Raw genomic sequence first — 18,900 nt, forward strand, 5'->3', positions numbered from 1 at the left:
TCTGCCTGACACAACGCGAGCTCAGGTTTTGCGGCAACTGCGTTGCCGATCGCAGCCTCGCTGGCGCTCGGCAACGGCTACGGGCGGCTACAGGTGGTATCAGGGGTGGGTGGTGCGGTTGAGGACATGGGCCAGGGCGCCCACCGGGAAGTTGCTGGGCGTCGTGAAGTCGGTGCCCTGGTAGCCGAAGATCTTGCCGTCGGTGCGGCCCGCTTGCAGGTCGATCAGCACCAGGCCCAGGGTCGGCACGATCTTCTCGCGCCAGACGAACAGGTACAGTTGTTCTGCGATCTTGTAGTAATGACAGCGGTCGGTGTCCGCCAGGCCCTGCTCGACCCCCTTGAGGCACTGCCAGCTGTAGAAATTGCGGTTCAGGTAGACGTGCTCGTAGGCCTCGGTGGCGCTGTAGACATACTGGTTGCGCAGGCCCACCAGCTCTTCGGTTGGCCCGTGTTGCGGGCTGTCGGCGCTTGGCGGGGCGTCGATGCTGCCGTGGAGGAACTGCGCCCTGACACTGGTCAGCTCGCTGCCGGCCAGGGCGCGGCTGAACAGATCGACCCGGGTTTCGGCCTGGCTCGGCAGTTGGCCGATGACCGCGGTGAAGATATTCCGCGGCAGGTCGAGGATCAGGCTCACCGAGTGAGTCTGCTGGTTCGCCGGTTTGAGAAAGTCCACCAGATAAATGCCGGAACGTATTGATGTTGCTCGATAACTACTCTCGCCGCTGGCGTTGTTGGTGTTGTCCTGCCAGCGCAGTGACTGCGCGCCGAAGTGGTGCTCGATCCGCCCGCCATTGGCAAAGTGCAGGGTCAGGTTACGGCCGGCCAGGTCGTCGCGGCCGGGCAGGACATGGTTGTCGGCGGCAAAACCTTCGGCCAGGGCGCCAACGGTGATCCATTCGGGTTGCGGGTGCTGATCGCGAGTCATGGGGACGGGCCTTGTCGGATGAAGGAGAACCTCATGTTCATCGCGCAAGCCGTTGTTGCCCATCAACCGGATGGTTGAGGCGAGGTGTTTTTTTACAGGAACAGGGTGCTTACCAGCTCGGTGCGGTTGTTCACCCCGACCTTGCGGAACAGGTTGATCAGGTGGGTCTTGACCGTCGGCAGCCCCAGTGCCAGCTGCTGGGCAATGGTTTTGTTGCAGGCGCCGTCGCGCAGCAGCCAGGCGATCTGCCGTTCACGGGGCGTGAGGGCGTCCAGGCGTTCGTCATGCCGTGAGTACGGAGCCTGGGCGGCGATCTCCAGCAGGCCTTGCAGGCACTGCAGGGTGTGCAGTTCGTCGGGCTGGAAGGCTCCCAGGCTGGCGTCGCGCAGCAGGGACAGGCCGGCAATCGGCTGGCCGCCGGCATCGCGGGCGAGGATTTCCACCACATCCAGCACCCCGTGGCGTTGCAGGAAGCCCTGGTAGACCTCGGTTTCATGCCGCCCCTGCTGGGCCATGCCCATGCGCAGCGACAGCACCGGAGTGCCTGCGGCCACGCAGTTGCACGGCCGCAGCGGGTCGTAGTGGCGGTAGCGTTGCAGGTAGGCGTCATGCATCTGCTGGCTCATGTGATACAGCGAGAAATGCCCGGCCTGCAGTTGGGCGTCGATGCGGTAGAAGGCGCACAGGGTCGCCGGCACCACCCGGGTGAAGGCGCCGATGCAGCGCTGGCCGAGTTCGTGGGCGTTGGGTAAGGGGCTGCTGTGGGTACTGATCATCGAAAGGCTCCCGGGCGAGGCAAGGAAGGGTAGCAGCCGCTGCCGGTTCCGGGAGGCGAGGAACGCGGCAGCGGCGGTCATGGCCTCAGCGACGGGCCTGGGTGAAGCCCAGTTCCAGGGCCGAGACTATGGCGTCGACCTGTGGCGGCTGGATCACCAGCGGCGGCGACAGGATGATCTTGGTCCCCACCGGACGCACCATCACCCCGTTGTCGCGGGCGATCTGCGCCACCTGGTTGGCATAGCCACCCATGGGGTCGATGGGCTCGCGGGTGGTCTTGTCGGCCACCAGGTCGAGGGCAATCATCAGGCCCTGGCCGCGCACCTCACCGACGCTGTCGAAGCGCTCGGCGAACGGCAGCAGCTTGTCCAGCATGTAGGCGCCCATCTTCGCGGCGTTGGCCGGCAGGTCTTCCTTGACCACGATGTCGAGGCTGGCGAGGGCCGCCGCGCAGGCCACCGGGTGCCCGGAATAGGTGTAGCCGTGCATGATCGCGCCGGTGAAGTTGCCGTTCTTCGCAAACGCGGCCTCGATCCGCTCGTTCACCACCGTGGCGCCCAGGGGGATGTAGCCGGAGGTGATGCCCTTGGCCAGGCACATGATGTCGGGTTTGACGCCCCACAGGCGGCTGCCGAACATCGAGCCGCTGCGGCCGAAACCGGTCACCACTTCGTCGGCGATCAGCAGCACGCCGTACTTGTCGCAGACCTCGCGGATCAGCGGCCAGTAGTTGGCCGGCGGCACGATCACGCCGCCGGCGCCCTGGATCGGCTCGGCGATGAAGGTCGCCACCGTGTCGGGGCTCTGGAACTGGATTTCCCGCTCGAGGAGGTCGGCGCAGATCCTGCCGAGTTCTTCCGGGTCCTGGCTGTAGGGGTTGCGGTACAGCCACGGCGTGTCGACATGGAAGCAGCCCGGCAGCAGGGGTTCGTAGTTGCGCCGGAATACGGTGTTGCCGTTGACCGAGGCACCGCCGAAGTGGGTGCCGTGGTAGCCCTGGCGCAGGGAGATGAACTTGGTACGGTCGGCCTGGCCTTCGAGTTTCCAGTACTGGCGGGCCAGTTTCAGCGCGGTTTCGATGGCGTCCGAGCCGCCGGAGCTGAAGGCCACGCGGCGCATGCCTTCCGGTTCCAGCAGGTTCATTACCACCCGTGACAGCTCTTCGGCGCGAGGGTGGCTGACCCCGTCGAACAGCTGGAAGTATTCCAGCTCGTCCAGCTGGGCGGTGATCGCCGCCTTCACTTCCTTGCGGTTGTGGCCGACGTTGACGTTCCACAACCCGGCGACGCCATCCACCAGCTGGTGGCCCTGGTCGTCGTACACATAACAGCCATCGCCACGGACAATGCGGATCGGCTCGCGTTGTTGCATTTCGTTGGGGTGCAGCATGGGATGCCAGAAGCGGCTTGGTTCGCTCACGTTGAATCTCCTGAAAACGCACGGACAGCGTGGGACATAGTAGTGCGCCCTTTGCCGGCGGGATGCTTGCCTCTGTGTGCCAGGTTCTTGATCGCCGCTGCCAGCGAGTCGGTGACTCTGATTCCACTGTCCACCTGGAAAACCGCGTCGCCTGGTTTTGCGAGCGCGTTGCGCTCGATCGCAGCCTCGCTGGCGCTCGACAGCGGCTACGAGGAATGCGGGGCCTGTGTAGCCGCTGCCGAGCCTGCGAGGCTGCGATCGGTTGCGTAGCAACCGTAAATCCTGAGTCCGCGGGACATCTGGATAAACGCGCCAGCAGCTACAAAAGCGTGGCGTCGCGGTTCCCCTGGCAGCCAGTGGCAAGTTTTGCGGCAGCCAGGATCAAGACGCTGGCCGGCGTTGGTCCCAGAGTTCGACCCATGAGGTCAACTAACGAGGATTGCCCATGAGTATTGCCATCGACCCACGCGTCGCCGCCTTTATCGACAGCCAGCACGGCCTGTTGATCGACGGGCGCAGCCAGCCGGCCTTGTCCGGCGCGCAGATGCCGGTGTTCAACCCGGCCACCGGCGAAGAACTGACCCGCGTGGCCGCTGGCGCCGAGGCCGATATCGACCTGGCCGTGGCCGCCGCGCGCCGCGCCTTCGAAGGGCCCTGGGCGGCGCAGCGGCCGGCGGACCGCGAGCGCCTGCTGCTGAAACTGGCGGACCTGCTGGAAGCCCACGGCGAGGAACTGGCACAACTGGAAACCCTCAACAACGGCCAGTCGATCCACCTGGCCCGGGCCCTGGAAGTCGGCGCCGCCGCCGAGTTCACCCGCTACATGGCGGGCTGGGCGACCAAGATCGAAGGCAAGAGCCTGGACCTGTCCATTGCCGCCGTCCCCGGCGCCCGCTACCGGGCCTATACGGTGCCGGAGCCGGTGGGCGTGGTCGGCGCCATAGTGCCGTGGAACTTCCCCCTGCTGATGGCCATCTGGAAGGTCGTGCCGGCCCTGGCCTGCGGCTGCACCGTGGTGCTCAAGCCGGCCGACGAGACCCCGCTGACGGCCCTGCGCCTGGGCCAGCTGTGCCTGGAGGCGGGGATCGCGCCCGGGGTGGTCAACGTGGTCACCGGCAGTGGCGCCCAGGCTGGCGCCGCCCTGTCCGGGCACAAGGGCATCGACAAGCTGGCGTTCACCGGCTCGACCCAGATCGGCAAGGTCATCGGCCATGCGGCGGTGGACAACATGACCCGGTTCTCCCTGGAACTGGGCGGCAAGTCGCCGGTGATCGTGCTCGATGACTGCGATCCCCAGGTCGCGGCCGCCGGTGCCGCAGGAGCGATCTTCTTCAACCAGGGCCAGGTCTGCACCGCCGGCTCGCGCCTGTACATCCAGCGCGCCATCTTCGACCAGGTGCTGGAACGCCTGGCAGCCATCGCCGGCTCCCTGAGCATCGGCCCCGGGCTGGACGAACAGGCGCAGATCAACCCGCTGATTTCCGCCAAGCAGCAGAAGCGCGTGCTGGACATGATCGGGCAGGGCGTAGCCGACGGTGCCCGGGTGCTGTGCGGTGGGGTGACCTTTGGCGACCAGGGGTTCTATGTGCGCCCGACGGTGTTGGCCGACGTGCACGCTGGCATGCAGGTGGTGCGCGAGGAAATCTTCGGCCCGGTGGTGGTGGCCACGCCTTTCGACGACCTCGACGAGGTGGTGGCGCTGGCCAACGACAATCAATACGGCCTGGGCGCGAGTATCTGGTCCAACGACCTGGCCCGGGTCATGGACCTGATCCCGCGGATCAAGGCCGGCACGGTCTGGGTCAACACCCACAACATGCTCGATCCGTCGATGCCGTTCGGCGGTTACAAGCAGTCGGGCATCGGCCGCGAGATGGGCCACGCGGCGATAGAGGCGTATACCGAGAACAAGTCGGTGTGCATCGCGTTTTAACCGCGTCCGCTCGATTGAGGCTGCACAGACAGCCCGGCACCAAGCACGCCCGCGTGCCCTTGAAATGCCTAAAACAACAACATCAGCATTGCTTTCGAGGTCCAACACCATGTCTTTCAACGACAGACTCACCCGCCACCTGAACCAGGGGGTGGTCGGTTTTCCCACGGCCCTGGCCAGCGCGGTCGGCCTGATCATGGCCAGCCCGGTGATCCTTACCGCCACCACGGGGTTCGGCCTCGGTGGCGGGGCGTTCGCCGCGGCCATGGTGATCGCGATGCTGATGATGCTCGCGCAATCGACGACTTTCGCCGAAGCCGCCTGCATGATTCCCACCAACGGCTCGGTCTACGATTACCTGGCCTGCGGCCTGGGACGCTTCTTCGCCATCACCGGGACCATTTCCGCCTACCTGATCGTGCATGTGTTCGCCGGTACCGCGGAGACCATTCTCAGCGGCATCATGGCCCTGGTGAACTTCGAATCCCTCAATACCCTGCTGGAGCAGAGCAGCAGCGCCTGGCTGGTGGGCGTCGGGCTGGTGGTCTGCTTCGGCCTGCTGAATGCGGTGGGCATCACCGCTTTCAGCCGCGCCGAGGTGATCCTGACCTTCGGCATGTGGACCACCCTGATCATTTTCGGCGTGGTCGGGGTGTTCAAGGCCCCGGCGGTGGAACTGAGTGGCTGGTTCGGCGAATCCATGGTCGGCACCGACCTGACGACCATCCTCTCGCTGGTGGGCATGGCCATGTTCATGTTCGTCGGCTGCGAATTCGTCACCCCCTTGACCCCGGATGTGCGCAAGGCGGCGAAAACCATTCCCCGGGCCATGGCCCTGGGGCTGGTGGGGGTGGCCACCTGCATGTTCATCTACGGCGCGGCGATGAAGCGCCAGGTGGCGAACGTCGCCCTGAGCGAGGACGGCAGCGTGCACCTGCTGGATACGCCCATGGCCATCCCGCAGTTCGCCGAACAGGTGATGGGGCCGTACGGGCGGATCTGGCTCGGCGTCGGCTTGCTGTTCGCCGGGGCGGCGACCATCAATACCCTGATGGCCGGGCTGCCGCGCATCCTCTATGGCATGGCACTGGATGGCGCGTTGCCCAAGGCCTTCACCTACCTGCACCCGCGCTTCAAGACGCCGCTGCTGTGCATCGCCGTGGCTGTGCTGATCCCGTGCCTGCACGCCTGGTGGCTGGGGGGCAGCACCGACAACATCATGCACCTGGTGCTGGCCGCGGTCTGTGCCTGGAGCACTGCCTATCTGCTGGTGACCCTGGCGGTGGTGGTGCTGCGCATCCGCCGTCCGGACCTGCCGCGGGCCTACAAGTCGCCCTGGTTCCCGCTGCCGCAGATCGTCTCGTCCATCGGCATCCTGCTCGGCATGTGGTTCATCACGCCGCCGGGCATGAACCCGCGGGACATCTATGTGCCCTTTGGCAGCATGCTCGGCCTGACGGCGATCTATGCGCTGGTCTGGACCCTGTTCGTGCAGAAGGTCAACCCGTTCCGTCCGGTGCCGGTGGAGGAGGTGCTGGAACAGGCCTTCAGCCTGGAGCCCACACCTGGAACCCAAGCGCAGGATCAGCCCGGAGCGCAGCCCGATGAACAGTACAAGCTGGCGACAAAACCTCTCTGAGTACTGGCGGCGGCCACCTTCGGGCTATCGCCCGGGGGTGACCCTGAACCAATTGCGCCGGGATCTGGCGGGGCTCGACTGCACCCCGCTGGCGCCGGGGCTGGCGCGGTTCACCTGGGCCGCGGGCGGATTCGGATTCGAGGTCCAGGAGCTGCCCCAGGCGCAATTCCTGATGCACCTGGTGCTTTGCGAGTTTCGCCTGCGGGTTCCCACCCGGCCGGGGCCCGTGGCACGGATCGACCTGCGGCATACCGGGGCGCTCCGTCGCCAGGGCGTCGCCGCCTGCCTGAAACAGGGTACGCAGGAGCAGTGGTCCGGGCTGCTGGCATCGTTGCCCAGCGACCCGCAGTTGCTGGCGGCATTGCTGCCGCTGGACTTCAAGCGCCTGCAGTTGCAACGGGACGAGCAGGGCTGGTGGGTGCGCCTGGAGCATTTCGGCGCCAGCGAGGTGGTCAACCGGCTGCCCGGTTTTCGCCGTTATATCCGCCTGAGCGCCGAGCAGCGTCACGCCTTGCTCGCGGCTTTCGTCCGCCTGCATTCACTGTTGGGCGATTACTGAACCCCTGCCACGGGCCTGCACAGCCCGTGCTTGAACCATGACCGACTGTCCATGCGTCGCGCTTCCTTGCCCGGCAAATAGATAACATGTTAATGATGTCGCCATAACAACAATGGCGGTCTCAACCGGCTTCTGGAGGTGCACAGTGCTTGCTTCGCATACTTTCGGTTCCTGGGTCGGCGCACTACAGGGTGTCTGCGGTCGGTTCGACGCACGCCCGGCGCTGAATTCGGCGTTGTTCATCGGTGAGGTCGGGCTGCGGGACTACGCCGGCCTCGAGGTGGCGCAGATCCGCACCAATGCCGGCCTGATCTCGCGCAAGAGCACCAGCGTCGATCATGAGGACGATCGGCACTGCTTCCTGATCATGCAACGCAGCGGCCACGCCCAGCTCAGCCAGGGCGGCGAGCGCATCGAACTGGCGCCCGGGGAAATGGCCTTGCTGGACTCGGCCGGGGCCTGCGAAATCGTCCCCCACGGCCTGATCGAACATGTGTCCCTGCACCTGTCCCGGGACGAGGTGTACCGCCATCTGCCGACGCAGCAGCGCAAGTTCGGCAAGCTGTCCCAGCAGTGCGCCAGCGGCCGCTTGATGCGCCTGTTGGTGGAGCAGATCTGCGGCGGCGAACTGCAAGGGTGCGCCGCCCGGCAGGAAGGCCAGGCGTTGCAGGAAGCGCTGATCGCCTTGCTCGGCCCGACCCTGCAGCAAACCTCCGATTCGACCCAGGGCGGCTACGACAGCCAGCACGGCGGCTGCTTGCGCAGCCAGGCCCGGCACTTGATCAACCAGTCCCTCAACGAGCCCAACCTGACCCCGGTGTCCCTGGCCAGCCAGATGAGGATCTCGGTGCGCCAGCTGTACCGGCTGTTCGAGGAGCAGGGCGACAGCGTCTGCCGTTTCATCCAGCGCGCGCGCCTCGACCGCAGCGCGGCGGACCTGGGCAACCCGCGCTTGCGCCACGAATCGATCACCGACATTGCCTTCAGGTGGGGCTTCAGCGATTCGGCGCATTTCAGCCGCGCCTTCAAGAAGCATTTCGAGCAGTCGCCCCGGGACTACCGGGCCCGGGCGCTGAACGCCTGAGCCCTGAGTAGAGCCCCCTTCAGGGGTTCTCCAGGTCATGCCCCAGGGACTGGATGAACAGCGAGAAGAGTTCCGGCTGGGAGGAAATATCCAGCTTGGCGTAGAGATGACGCCGGTGCACCTTGATGGTCTCCGGCGAAATCTTCAGCCGCTCGGCCATGGCCTTGGAGGAAAAGCCCCGGAGGATCAGCCGGGCGATTTCCACTTCCCGCTCCGACAACACACCACAGCCGAAATGGCTCAGGGCGTCGCGGATCTGGCTGGCCATTTCCTGGGCCGCGGGTGGTTGCGGGTGCTGCTGGCTCTGTTGCCAGTGCTGCTGCATCAGCGGCAGGACCCAGGTGGAGAAGGTGGTGAGCTGGCCGATCTCTTCGGCGCTGAACGGCCGCTGCATGCCCAGCGACAGCGACAGGGTGCCGGCCTCGGGGATCTGCAGGATGAACTGCAGTTCGTCCTCCAGCACGTTGTCGTGGAAGTAGCTGGAAAAGTACTCGCTCTGCCGGAAGTGGTCCGGCGCTACCTCTTCCAGGCGGTACACCCCGCTGGGAAACCCCTCGCGACAGGCCTGGAAGAAGGGGTCCAGCAGGTACAGGCCGTTGAGGTAGGTGAGCATCGACGCCGGCTTGTCCGAGGGTTCGGCATCGTATTCCTCCAGGGCCGTGGGCAGGCCGTTGTGGGGGTAGAAGATCGCCAGGGCGTTATCGAACGGCAGGGCCTGGTGCAGCAGGAGCACCAGTTGTTTCCAGAAGCGCTCGCCGCCGATCTGCGCGACGGTGCGGCCGAGTCCGGCATGCATGCCGATTTCCCTGAACAGAGTGATCAAACCGCGGGCTCCCCGTGAAGGCTGCTGTGGCCTGGCGCATTGCGGCGCGCCAGCTGGACTGACGGTTTCGACGATTTACCCGGCCGCGTCAAGGGGGAGTAACCCAATAGGGGAATTGGCCCGCTACCCCGGGCTGCCTACAGTGGCCCTCATTCAAGGCGCCCCAGAGCGCACTCGCCTGACGTTCTTCGTTTCTGCCTCACACCAACAATAAACACGAGGATAACGATATGAGCTCTCCCTGCGCGCCGGAAGGCGCCCTGAAACCCACGCTGAGCGTGTTCGATGTGGTGGCCATTACCGTGTCCGGCGTGACGCCGGCCAGTTCGGTCTTTGTGATTGCCCCGTTCGCCATCCACCAGGCCGGCAGCGGGGTGTTCCTGGCCTTTGTCATGGCCGGGTTGCTGGCGCTGATGTTCGCCTTCTGTTACGCCGAACTGGGCCGGGCCCACAACAGCGCTGGCGGTGAGTATGTGTACGCCAAGCGGGTGTTCGGCGGCCTGGCCGGTTATGCGACCTTTCTCACGGTGCTGGTGATGTTGCTGTTCATCCCGCCGGTGCTGGCCACGGGCGCGGCCACTTACCTGAACAATGCCCTGGGCACGCATTTCGACTCGCAGACCGTGGCGCTGGTGATCGTGATCTGCAGTTATGCCCTGGGCATCCTCAATATCAAGCTCAATGCCTGGATCACCGGCACCTGCCTGCTGCTGGAGGTCGCCGCGTTGCTGGTGATCGTCAGCCTGGGGTTCGGCAACGCGTCGCAACCGGTGAGCATCCTGTTGCAACCGCAGATCGTCGACAACGGCGTGCTGCAGCTGGCGCCCTGGGCCCTGGTGATCGGCGCGGTGGGCATCGGCCTGTTCTCCTATAACGGTTACGGTCCGGCGGTGCTGCTGGCCGAAGACATGAAATGCAAGGGGAGGGGCGTGCACAAGGCGGTGCTCTGGTCGCTGGTGCTGGTGGTGATCATCGAGCTGGTGCCGCTGACCGCGCTGCTGATCGGCGCGCCGTCCCTCAGTGCCATGCTCGCCAGTCCCGACCCCATCGGCTACCTGCTCACCAGCCATGGCAACGAAACCCTGTCGCGGGTGGTCAGCGCCGGGATCTTCCTCTCGGTGTTCAACGCCATCGTCGCCATCGTGATCCAGATCGGCCGGGTGGTGTTTTCCAGCGGCCGCGATGCGCTATGGACGCCGACCGTCAACCGCCTGTTCACGCGGATTCATCCGCGCTGGGATTCGCCCTGGCTGGCCACGCTGTTCCTGGCCATTCCCTCGGCGGTGCTCAGCTTCAGCTCGAACCTGGCCGACCTGACCTCGTTCAGCGTGCTGCTGATCATGCTGGTGTACCTGATCGTCGCCCTCAGTGCGCTGATGAGCCGGGTGCTGCTGCGCGATCGCGAGCACCCGTACCGCATGCCGCTGTGGCCGGTTCCGGCACTGCTGGCGGTGCTCGGCGCCGGTTATCTGTTGTTCAACCTGTTCCTGGACGCTTCGCTCAGGGACATCATGGTGATTGTCGGGCTGCTGGCGCTGTCGGTGCTCCTGTATGGCACCAACGGCCGGTTCAGCCCGGCGTTTCAGAAACTCTAAGGAGAAGTCATGCGCGCACGTCAATTGGGGATCAGCCTGGGCCTGGGCATACCCGGCCCCTTCAACGCCATCACCGACGTACCCGGGGTGCGGGTCGGCCACAGCACCCTTAGCACCACGGTCGACGGCAAGCAGGTCCGCACCGGGGTCACCCTGATCCAGCCCCGGGAAGGCCATGCCCGGCTGCAACCCTGTTTCGCCGGCTGCCACGTGCTCAACGGCAACGGCGATGCCACTGGGCTTGAGTGGATCCGCGAGGCGGGCCTGCTGACCACGCCGCTGGCCATCACCAACACGCACAGTGTGGGCGTGGTGCGCGACGCGCTGATCGCCGAGGAGCGGGCGAGCCTGGCGGACCCCGCGGACTACTGGTGCATGCCGGTGGTGATGGAGACCTACGACGGCCTGCTCAACGACATCTGGGGCCAGCATGTCGGCCCGCAACAGGTGCGCGAGGCCCTGGCCCATGCCGAGTCCGGCCCGGTGCCGGAGGGCGCGGTCGGCGGCGGCACCGGGATGATCTGCCACGAGTTCAAGGGCGGGATCGGCACGGCCTCGCGCCGGGTGTCGGCGGAGCAGGGCGGCTACACGGTCGGCGCGCTGGTGCAGGCCAACCATGGCAAGCGGGCCGAACTGCGGGTCGACGGTTATCCGGTGGGGCGGCAACTGACCGATATCCCGTCGCCGTTCGCCCAGCGCGGCACGCCGGGCATGGGCTCGATCGTGGTGATCCTGGCCACCGACGCGCCCTTGCTGCCGCACCAGTGCCAGCGCCTGGCGCAGCGGGCGTCCATTGGCATCGCCCGTACCGGTGGCGGCACCGAAGACTCCAGCGGCGATATCTTCCTGGCGTTCGCCACCGGCAACCGCGACCTGCCGCCCGCCGCCTACGGACGCCAGGGCGTGCCCCTGAGCACCCCCCTGGCGATGCTCAACAACGATTACATCTCGGCGCTGTTCAGCGCGGCCGCCGAAGCGGTGGAGGAGGCCATCGTCAATGCGCTGCTGGCGGGCGAACCCATGACCTCCGACAGCGGGGCGCAGGTTCCGGCCCTGACCGGCGAAACCCTGTTGAATGCCATGAAACTAACTGGGTGGAACAGACTTTCATGAACTAAAAAACTGCGACGTAGTCGGCAAAACAGTCTTTACCTTTATTTAATATTTAAATTTGAGATTGTCGGACAGTTGGACGTGGAAATGGGGGTTTAAAGAATCTTTCGACTTGCCGGTCATTGTTTACGGGAGTTTGCTGGAACAGCGGAATCGGGCGCCAAAAAAGTAGTGGACGCCCGATTTCGAATTGTGTCAGGTTGCATACGCCCAACTGGGGCGAGTGATAGGACGCTCTCGCCAGGGACCGTCTCTATCGGACAAAAACTGTTCCATTGATTACAAGGAAGTGTGTTTATGTCGAAAGTAAAAGAGAACGCTATTGTCGCTGCCGAACAACAGCTGGTCCCACTGGCTGCAGCAAGTTCGGCGTATAACCAGATCAATAGCTTCAGCCATCAGTATGACCGTGGTGGCAATATGACGGTCAATGGCAAACCCTCCTTCTCGGTCGATCAGGCAGCCACCCAGATATTGCGCGACGGTGCCTCCTATCAAGACCTCAACGGCAACGGCAAGATCGAACTGACCTATACCTTCCTGACCTCGGCCTCCCAGAACACCATGTACAAACATGGCATCTCCGGGTTCAGCCAGTTCAGTGCCCAGCAGAAAGCCCAGGCCGTGCTGTCCATGCAGTCCTGGGCCGACGTGGCCAATGTCACCTTCACCGAAAAGGCTTCCGGCGGTGACGGCCACATGACCTTCGGCAACTACAGCGGCGGCCAGGACGGCGCGGCGGCCTTTGCCTACCTGCCGGGCACCGGCGCGGGCTACGACGGTACTTCCTGGTACCTGATCAACAGCAGCTACACCCAGAACAAGAACCCGGACCTCAACAACTACGGGCGGCAGACGCTGACCCACGAAATCGGGCATACCCTGGGCCTGGCTCACCCTGGGAACTACAACGCCGGGAATGGCAACCCGACCTATAACGATGTGACCTATGCTGAGGACACCCGCGGCTACAGCGTCATGAGCTACTGGAGCGAAAGCAATACCAAGCAGAACTTCAGCAAGGGCGGCGTCGAAGCCTATTCGTCCGGCCCGCTGATGGACGATATCGCGGCGATCCAGAAGCTCTACGGCGCCAATACCACCACCCGTACCGGTGACACCACCTACGGCTTCAACTCCAACACCGGTCGCGATTTCCTCAGCGCGACCTCGTCGGCGGACAAGCTGGTGTTCTCGGTCTGGGATGCGGGCGGCAAGGACACCCTGGACTTCTCCGGCTTCACCCAGAACCAGAAGATCAACCTCAATGACGCATCGTTCTCCGACGTTGGCGGCATGGTGGGCAACGTGTCCATCGCCAAGGGCGCCATCATCGAGAACGCCATCGGCGGTTCGGGCAACGACCTGCTGATCGGTAACAGCGTGGCCAACGAGCTCAAGGGCGGTGCCGGCAACGACATCCTCTACGGCGCCGGCGGGGCGGACAAACTCTGGGGCGGCGCGGGTTCCGACACCTTCGTCTTCGCCGCCAGCTCGGACTCGGCGCCGGGCGCGGCCGACCAGATCCTGGATTTTGTCAGCGGCCTGGACAAGATCGATCTGACCGGCATCACCAAGGGCGCGGGGCTGCACTTCGTGAACGCGTTCACCGGTAGCGCCGGCGATGCGATCCTCAGCACCTCGGGTGGCAACAGCACCCTGTCGGTGGACTTCTCCGGGCACGGCGTGGCGGACTTCCTGGTCAGCACCGTCGGCCAGGCAGCCTACACCGATATCGTCGCCTGATTTAGCCTTGTAAAGTAATAGAAAGAAGGAGGGCGGCGCCCCAGGCGCCGCCCTCTGATCCTGCAACGACTGGCGAACGGCCTGGAGCTTTGCCCGGAGCGACCCCCTATGATTCGAACTGCCTGGATCGCCAGGGCCGGCGCGTACCTGATCGCGACCCTGATGATGTTCTATGGAGAGACAAGCATGGCAAGCACCCTGAGATTGGCGGACCCCGCGGAACTGGCCGGGCACTGGCAACTGTCGCAGCCGGCGCAACCGGCCAATCGGTGTGCGCTGGACCTCGAGCTGAACGGCACCCTGGGCGCCGGCGCCGAGTGCCTTTCCGGCTGGCTGGGGGATGCGGCCATCGGCTGGTTTCCCGAGCCGGACGGTATTGCCGTGACCGGCAAAGAGGGCTCGAAGATCATCTTTCTAAGTCGCCAGAAAGAAGGCTTATATCAAGGCACGTTGAAATCGGGGGCAACGATTATATTGCAGCGCACCCCCTGAATAATCGCGGCTGTATGCATCTTCAAATGTATCTGTATGGATAAGCGTATAAGGAAATTCCATATACGCTATGTCCGTCGTTCGATTAAAAGACAACTAAACAACTAGAACTCGGTTTCGTCTGGCGGTAGAGTTCGTTCGCCTGTACGCCCCACTAATCCAATAATGTCCCGACTCAAGTACGGGCAGTTTATTTGTCCTGTGCCCATGGCACGGATATACAGCTCAGGAAAGACCAATGAAGATGGCGAAGACCACTGCACCGCTGTTCAAGGCACTGGGCGATTACAAAGGCATCCTGATCAGCGTCGGTTGCTTTACCGCCCTGATCAACGTGCTGATGCTGGTCCCCTCGATCTACATGCTCCAGGTCTACGACCGGGTACTTTCCTCGCAGAACGAAACCACCCTGGCGATGCTGTCGCTGATGGTGGTCGGGTTCTTTGCGTTCATCGGCCTGCTGGAGGTGGTGCGCAGCTTCATCGTCATCCGCATCGGTAGCCAGCTGGAACGACGTTTCAACCTGCGGGTGTACCAGGCGGCGTTCGAGCGCAACCTGTTCCGTGGCGAAGGGCATGCGGGGCAGTCCCTGGGCGACCTGACTCATATCCGCCAGTTCCTCACCGGGCCGGCGCTGTTCGCCTTCTTCGACGCGCCGTGGTTCCCCATCTACCTGTTCGTGATCTTTCTGTTCAACACCTGGCTCGGGGTCTTCGCCACGGTGGGCGCGATCCTGCTGATCGCCCTGGCCTTTCTCAACGAAGCCATGACCAAGAAGCCCCTGGGCGATGCCAGCGGTTATTCGCAGAAGTCCACGCAACTGGCCACCAGCCATCTGCACAACGCCGAAACCATCCAGGCCATGGGCATGCTCGGCGCGCTGCGCAAGCGCTGGTTCGAGGTGCATTCGCGCTTTCTCGGCCTGCAGAACCAGGCCAGCGACACTGGCGCGGTCATCAGCTCGCTGAGCAAGACCCTGCGCCTGTGCCTGCAATCGCTGGTGCTGGGCCTGGGCGCCTTGCTGGTGATCAAGGGCGACATGACCGCCGGCATGATGATCGCCGGCTCGATCCTGATGGGCCGGGTGCTGAGCCCGATCGACCAGTTGATCGCCGTCTGGAAACAATGGAGCTCCGCCAAGCTGGCCTACCAGCGCCTGGACTCGCTGTTGCAGGCCTTCCCGCCGAGCGACACGGCCATGTCGTTACCTGCGCCCAAGGGCCAGGTGAGTTTCGAGCAGGTCAGCGCCGGCCCGCCGGGCAAGCGCCTGGCGACCCTGCAGCAGGTCAGTTTCAACCTCGGCGCGGGGGAGGTGCTGGGGGTGCTCGGTGCTTCCGGCTCCGGCAAGTCGACCCTGGCCCGGGTGCTGGTGGGGGTATGGCCGACCCTGGCCGGCACGGTGCGCCTGGACGGCGCCGATATCCATCGCTGGAACCGCAATGAACTGGGGCCCCACATCGGCTACCTGCCCCAGGACATCGAGCTGTTTTCCGGCAGCATCGCCGAAAACATCGCGCGTTTTCAGGACACGGACCCGCAAAAGGTGGTGCAGGCTGCGCAACAGGCGGGCGTGCATGAGCTGATCCTGCGCTTGCCCCAGGGCTATGACACCCAGCTGGGGGAGGACGGCAGCGGCCTGTCCGGCGGGCAGAAACAGCGCGTGGCCCTGGCCCGGGCGCTGTACGGCCAGCCGAAGCTGGTGGTGCTCGACGAGCCGAATTCCAACCTCGACACCGTGGGCGAAAGCGCCCTGGCATCGGCCATCGCGCAGATGAAAGCCCAGGGCACCAGCGTGATCCTGGTCACCCATCGTTCCTCCGCCCTGGCCCAGGCCGACAAGCTGCTGGTGTTGAACGAAGGGCGCCTGCAGGCCTTCGGTCCGAGCCAGGAAGTGCTCAAGGCGCTGTCCGGCGGCGCCCAGGCGCAAGCCCAGTCTCACTCCCATGAACAACAGCAGCAGAAAAACTCGGCCCCGGCCGGCTTGAGCATGAGCCGCCAGTACCAGGCACCGACACGGAACCCAGGCGCATGAGCAAGGACAGCGAAATGATGATCGAACAAGGCTACGCGCCGGAGCGTCCCGAGCGCGATGCGCGGTTTTTCGCGCGCATGGGCTGGGTGCTGGCGCTGGTCGGCGCCGGCAGCTTCTTTACCTGGGCCGCCCTGGCGCCGCTGGACCAGGGGATTCCGGTGCAGGGCACGGTGGTGGTCTCGGGCAAGCGCAAGGCCGTGCAGTCCATGAGCGGCGGGGTGGTCAGCCGGATCCTGGTGCGCGAAGGCGAGACGGTGAAGCAGGGCCAGCCGCTGTTCCGCCTGGACCAGACCCAGGTCGAGGCCGATGTGCAGTCGTTGCAGGCCCAGTACCGCATGGCCTGGGCCAGCCTGGCGCGCTGGCAGAGCGAGCGCGACAACCTCAAGCAGGTGGAGTTTCCCCCGGTCCTGAGCGCCAACCCCGACCCGGCCCTGGCCCTGGTGCTGGAAGGCCAGCGGCAATTGTTCAGCAGCCGGCGCGAGGCCTTCGCCCGCGAACAGGCCGGGATCCGCGCCAGTATCGACGGCGCCACCGCGCAACTGGCCGGGATGCGCCGCGCCCGCACCGACCTCGACAGCCAGGCCGATTCCCTGCGCCAGCAGCTGGCCAACCTGCAGCCCTTGGCGGACAACGGCTATATCCCGCGCAACCGGCTGATGGAGTACCAGCGCCAACTGTCCCAGGTGCAGCAGGAGCTGGCGCAGAACACCGGCGAAAGCGGGCGGGTGGAGCAGGGCATCCTCGAATCCAAGCTCAAGTTGCAGCAGCACGGCGAGGAGTACCAGAAGGAAGTACGCAGCCAGCTGGCCGAGGCCCAGCTGAAAAGCCTGACCCTGGAGCAACAGCTGACCTCGGCCGGTTTCGACCTGCAGCACAGCGAAATCCTCGCCCCCGCCGACGGCATCGCGGTCAACCTCGGGGTGCATACCGAGGGCGCTGTGGTGCGGCCCGGGGAGAACCTGCTGGAGATCGTGCCCCAGGACACGCGCCTGGAAGTGGAAGGGCACCTGCCGGTGAACCTGATCGACAAGGTCGGCGGTCACTTGCCGGTGGACATTCTCTTTACCGCCTTCAACCAGAGCCGCACGCCGCGGGTGTCCGGCGAGGTCAGCCTGATCTCCGCCGACCAGATGGTCGATGAAAAGACCGGCGTGCCGTATTACGTGCTGCGCAGCAGCGTCAGCGACCAGGCCATGGAAAAACTCAACGGCCTGGTGATCAAACCGGGCATGCCGGCGGAAATGTTCGTCCGCACCGGCGAGCGCTCGCTGCTCAACTACCTGTTCAAACCCCTGCTCGACCGGGCAGGTTCCGCATTGACCGAGGAATAAGGATGTTCCGTCGCATGAGTCAGCTTTCCATCTTCGGAGCCACAGTCGCCTTGCTGGCATGCTCCAGCGCCCACGCCGCCATGGGGCCGTTCCAGGTCTACGAACAGGCCCTGCGCAACGACCCGGTGTTCCTCGGGGCGATCAAGGAGCGCGACGCGGGCCTCGAGAACCGCATCATCGGCCGCGCCGGGCTGCTGCCGAAGCTCGGCTACAGCTACAACAAGGCGCAGAACAAATCCAAGGTCACCCTCCTCGATACCCGCACGGGCACCCAGCACGAAAACCGCGACTATGGCAGCTACGGTTCGACCTTCACCCTGCAACAGCCGCTGATCGACTACGAAGCCTATGCCGCCTACCGCAAGGGCGTGGCCCAGGCGCTGTTCGCCGACGAGAACTTTCGCGGCAAGAGCCAGGAGTTGCTGGTGCGGGTGCTGAGCTTCTACACCCAGGCGCTGTTCGCCCAGGACCAGATCGACATCGCCCAGGCCAAGAAGAAGGCCTTCGAGCAGCAGTTCCAGCAGAACGAACACATGTTCCGCCAGGGCGAGGGCACCCGGACCGACATTCTCGAAGCCGAGTCGCGCTACGAACTGGCCACCGCCGAGGAGATCGAGGCCCGGGACGAACAGGACGCGGCGCTGCGCGAGTTGGGCGCGTTGATCGGCGAGCCGACCGTGGACATCCGCGACCTGGAGCCGTTGAACGAGCAGTTCGAGTCCTTCACCCTGGCGCCGGCCAATTACGACGCCTGGCATGAACTCGCGATCAGCAACAACCCGAACCTGGCGTCCCAGCGCCAGGCCGTGGAAGTGGCGCGTTACGAAGTCGAGCGCAACCGTGCCGGCCATCTGCCGCGGCTCAGCGCCTACGCCACCTCGCGCAAGGTCGAGTCCGAGAGCGGCAACACCTACAACCAGCGCTACGACACCAACACCATCGGCATCGAAATCAGCATGCCGCTGTACGCCGGCGGCGGTGTGTCGGCGGCCACCCGCCAGGCCAGCCGGACCATGGAGCAGGCCGAGTACGAGCTGGACTCTCAGACCCGCACCACCCTGATCGAGCTGCGGCGCCAGTTCAGCGCCTGCCTGTCCGGGGTCAGCAAGCTGCGGGCCTATCAGAAGGCGCTGACCTCGGCCGAAGCGCTGGTGATCTCGACCAAGCAAAGCATCCTCGGCGGCGAACGGGTCAACCTCGACGCGCTGAACGCCGAACAGCAGCTGTACACCACCCGCCGCGACCTGGCGCAGGCCCGCTACGACTACCTGATGGCCTGGACCAAGTTGCACTTCTACGCAGGCACCCTGCGCGAAGACGACCTGGCTCGGGTCGACGAGGCCTTCAGGCCCCGCTCATGAACTGACATCAAAGGCGGCCGCGGACGGCCCGACCTGACATTTTCGACAAAAACAAAAAACGAGAAGTCA

The 18,900-nt window shown here is 64.8% G+C and carries 15 protein-coding genes; 11 read left to right on the plus strand and 4 right to left on the minus strand.

The genetic code is table 11. The annotated features are described in order from the left end of the window. Window positions 1–99: 99 nt before the first annotated feature. From ACQKQA_RS03100 to ACQKQA_RS03110, 3 genes are all read right to left on the minus strand, one after another. Window positions 100–927, minus strand: coding sequence for a molybdenum cofactor biosynthesis F family protein (locus ACQKQA_RS03100; protein ID WP_427553379.1), 828 nt, complete (start codon window positions 925–927; stop codon window positions 100–102). Window positions 928–1,019: 92 nt separating this feature from the next. Further along, window positions 1,020–1,703, minus strand: coding sequence for a response regulator transcription factor (locus ACQKQA_RS03105; RefSeq protein WP_427553382.1), 684 nt, complete (start codon window positions 1,701–1,703; stop codon window positions 1,020–1,022). 85 nt (window positions 1,704–1,788) lie between these two features. Continuing rightward, entirely contained in the window at window positions 1,789–3,123 is a 1,335-nt protein-coding gene (locus ACQKQA_RS03110) for an aspartate aminotransferase family protein (protein WP_427553384.1), read from the minus strand. Between the two features lie 445 nt (window positions 3,124–3,568). On the opposite strand from ACQKQA_RS03110, the gene ACQKQA_RS03115 reads away from it, so the two are divergent. The 4 genes from ACQKQA_RS03115 (at window position 3,569) to feaR (ending at window position 8,338) form a co-directional block, all read left to right on the plus strand. Beyond that, window positions 3,569–5,056 carry an aldehyde dehydrogenase family protein gene (locus ACQKQA_RS03115; RefSeq protein WP_427553386.1) on the plus strand — a complete coding sequence of 496 codons (1,488 nt, stop codon included), beginning with the start codon at window positions 3,569–3,571 and terminating at the stop codon, window positions 5,054–5,056. Between the two features lie 109 nt (window positions 5,057–5,165). Next, window positions 5,166–6,695 (plus strand): APC family permease, encoded by a 1,530-nt coding sequence (locus ACQKQA_RS03120; RefSeq protein WP_427553388.1) that lies wholly within the window; start codon window positions 5,166–5,168, stop codon window positions 6,693–6,695. Further along, complete coding sequence (locus ACQKQA_RS03125) at window positions 6,661–7,254, plus strand: DUF3156 family protein (RefSeq protein WP_427553391.1); 594 nt, start codon at window positions 6,661–6,663, stop codon at window positions 7,252–7,254. The genes ACQKQA_RS03120 and ACQKQA_RS03125 overlap by 35 nt, the downstream gene beginning before the upstream one ends. 145 nt (window positions 7,255–7,399) lie before the next feature. Continuing rightward, window positions 7,400–8,338, plus strand: coding sequence for a transcriptional regulator FeaR (feaR, locus tag ACQKQA_RS03130; protein WP_427553393.1), 939 nt, complete (start codon window positions 7,400–7,402; stop codon window positions 8,336–8,338). A gap of 19 nt (window positions 8,339–8,357) precedes the next feature. Here feaR and ACQKQA_RS03135 read toward each other — a convergent pair whose 3' ends face one another. After that, complete coding sequence (locus tag ACQKQA_RS03135; RefSeq protein WP_427553396.1) at window positions 8,358–9,161, minus strand: helix-turn-helix transcriptional regulator; 804 nt, start codon at window positions 9,159–9,161, stop codon at window positions 8,358–8,360. A 230-nt stretch (window positions 9,162–9,391) separates the two neighbouring features. Here ACQKQA_RS03135 and ACQKQA_RS03140 point away from each other — a divergent pair, with 230 nt between their 5' ends. The 7 genes from ACQKQA_RS03140 (at window position 9,392) to ACQKQA_RS03170 (ending at window position 18,831) form a co-directional block, all read left to right on the plus strand. Beyond that, window positions 9,392–10,756, plus strand: a complete 1,365-nt coding sequence (locus ACQKQA_RS03140) for an APC family permease (RefSeq protein ID WP_427553399.1) — start codon at window positions 9,392–9,394, stop codon at window positions 10,754–10,756. A 9-nt stretch (window positions 10,757–10,765) separates the two neighbouring features. Next, complete coding sequence (locus ACQKQA_RS03145) at window positions 10,766–11,869, plus strand: P1 family peptidase (RefSeq protein ID WP_427553402.1); 1,104 nt, start codon at window positions 10,766–10,768, stop codon at window positions 11,867–11,869. 297 nt (window positions 11,870–12,166) lie between these two features. After that, window positions 12,167–13,615 (plus strand): serralysin family metalloprotease, encoded by a 1,449-nt coding sequence (locus ACQKQA_RS03150; protein WP_427553404.1) that lies wholly within the window; start codon window positions 12,167–12,169, stop codon window positions 13,613–13,615. Window positions 13,616–13,723: 108 nt separating this feature from the next. After that, window positions 13,724–14,107 (plus strand): AprI/Inh family metalloprotease inhibitor, encoded by a 384-nt coding sequence (locus tag ACQKQA_RS03155; RefSeq protein WP_427553406.1) that lies wholly within the window; start codon window positions 13,724–13,726, stop codon window positions 14,105–14,107. Between the two features lie 238 nt (window positions 14,108–14,345). Continuing rightward, window positions 14,346–16,139 (plus strand): type I secretion system permease/ATPase, encoded by a 1,794-nt coding sequence (locus ACQKQA_RS03160; RefSeq protein ID WP_427553408.1) that lies wholly within the window; start codon window positions 14,346–14,348, stop codon window positions 16,137–16,139. Between the two features lie 14 nt (window positions 16,140–16,153). Next, a complete protein-coding gene (locus tag ACQKQA_RS03165) occupies window positions 16,154–17,470 on the plus strand; it encodes an HlyD family type I secretion periplasmic adaptor subunit (protein ID WP_427553445.1) in 1,317 nt (438 codons plus the stop codon). A 2-nt stretch (window positions 17,471–17,472) separates the two neighbouring features. Beyond that, window positions 17,473–18,831, plus strand: coding sequence for a TolC family outer membrane protein (locus tag ACQKQA_RS03170; protein WP_427553412.1), 1,359 nt, complete (start codon window positions 17,473–17,475; stop codon window positions 18,829–18,831). The last annotated feature ends 69 nt before the right edge of the window (window positions 18,832–18,900 follow it).

It is taken from the genome of Pseudomonas sp. NPDC089530 (assembly GCF_050280705.1).
Lineage (GTDB): Bacteria > Pseudomonadota > Gammaproteobacteria > Pseudomonadales > Pseudomonadaceae > Aquipseudomonas.

Excerpts from the sequence above, each read along its gene's own strand:
- ACQKQA_RS03100 (WP_427553379.1), bottom strand. The coding sequence starts at position 927 with ATGACTCGCGATCAGCACCCGCAACCCGAATGGATCACCGTTGGCGCC.
- ACQKQA_RS03105 (WP_427553382.1), bottom strand. The coding sequence starts at position 1,703 with ATGATCAGTACCCACAGCAGCCCCTTACCCAACGCCCACGAACTCGGC.
- ACQKQA_RS03115 (WP_427553386.1), top strand. The coding sequence starts at position 3,569 with ATGAGTATTGCCATCGACCCACGCGTCGCCGCCTTTATCGACAGCCAG.
- ACQKQA_RS03120 (WP_427553388.1), top strand. The coding sequence starts at position 5,166 with ATGTCTTTCAACGACAGACTCACCCGCCACCTGAACCAGGGGGTGGTC.
- ACQKQA_RS03125 (WP_427553391.1), top strand. The coding sequence starts at position 6,661 with ATGAACAGTACAAGCTGGCGACAAAACCTCTCTGAGTACTGGCGGCGG.
- ACQKQA_RS03140 (WP_427553399.1), top strand. The coding sequence starts at position 9,392 with ATGAGCTCTCCCTGCGCGCCGGAAGGCGCCCTGAAACCCACGCTGAGC.
- ACQKQA_RS03145 (WP_427553402.1), top strand. The coding sequence starts at position 10,766 with ATGCGCGCACGTCAATTGGGGATCAGCCTGGGCCTGGGCATACCCGGC.
- ACQKQA_RS03150 (WP_427553404.1), top strand. The coding sequence starts at position 12,167 with ATGTCGAAAGTAAAAGAGAACGCTATTGTCGCTGCCGAACAACAGCTG.
- ACQKQA_RS03155 (WP_427553406.1), top strand. The coding sequence starts at position 13,724 with ATGATTCGAACTGCCTGGATCGCCAGGGCCGGCGCGTACCTGATCGCG.
- ACQKQA_RS03160 (WP_427553408.1), top strand. The coding sequence starts at position 14,346 with ATGAAGATGGCGAAGACCACTGCACCGCTGTTCAAGGCACTGGGCGAT.
- ACQKQA_RS03165 (WP_427553445.1), top strand. The coding sequence starts at position 16,154 with ATGATGATCGAACAAGGCTACGCGCCGGAGCGTCCCGAGCGCGATGCG.
- ACQKQA_RS03170 (WP_427553412.1), top strand. The coding sequence starts at position 17,473 with ATGTTCCGTCGCATGAGTCAGCTTTCCATCTTCGGAGCCACAGTCGCC.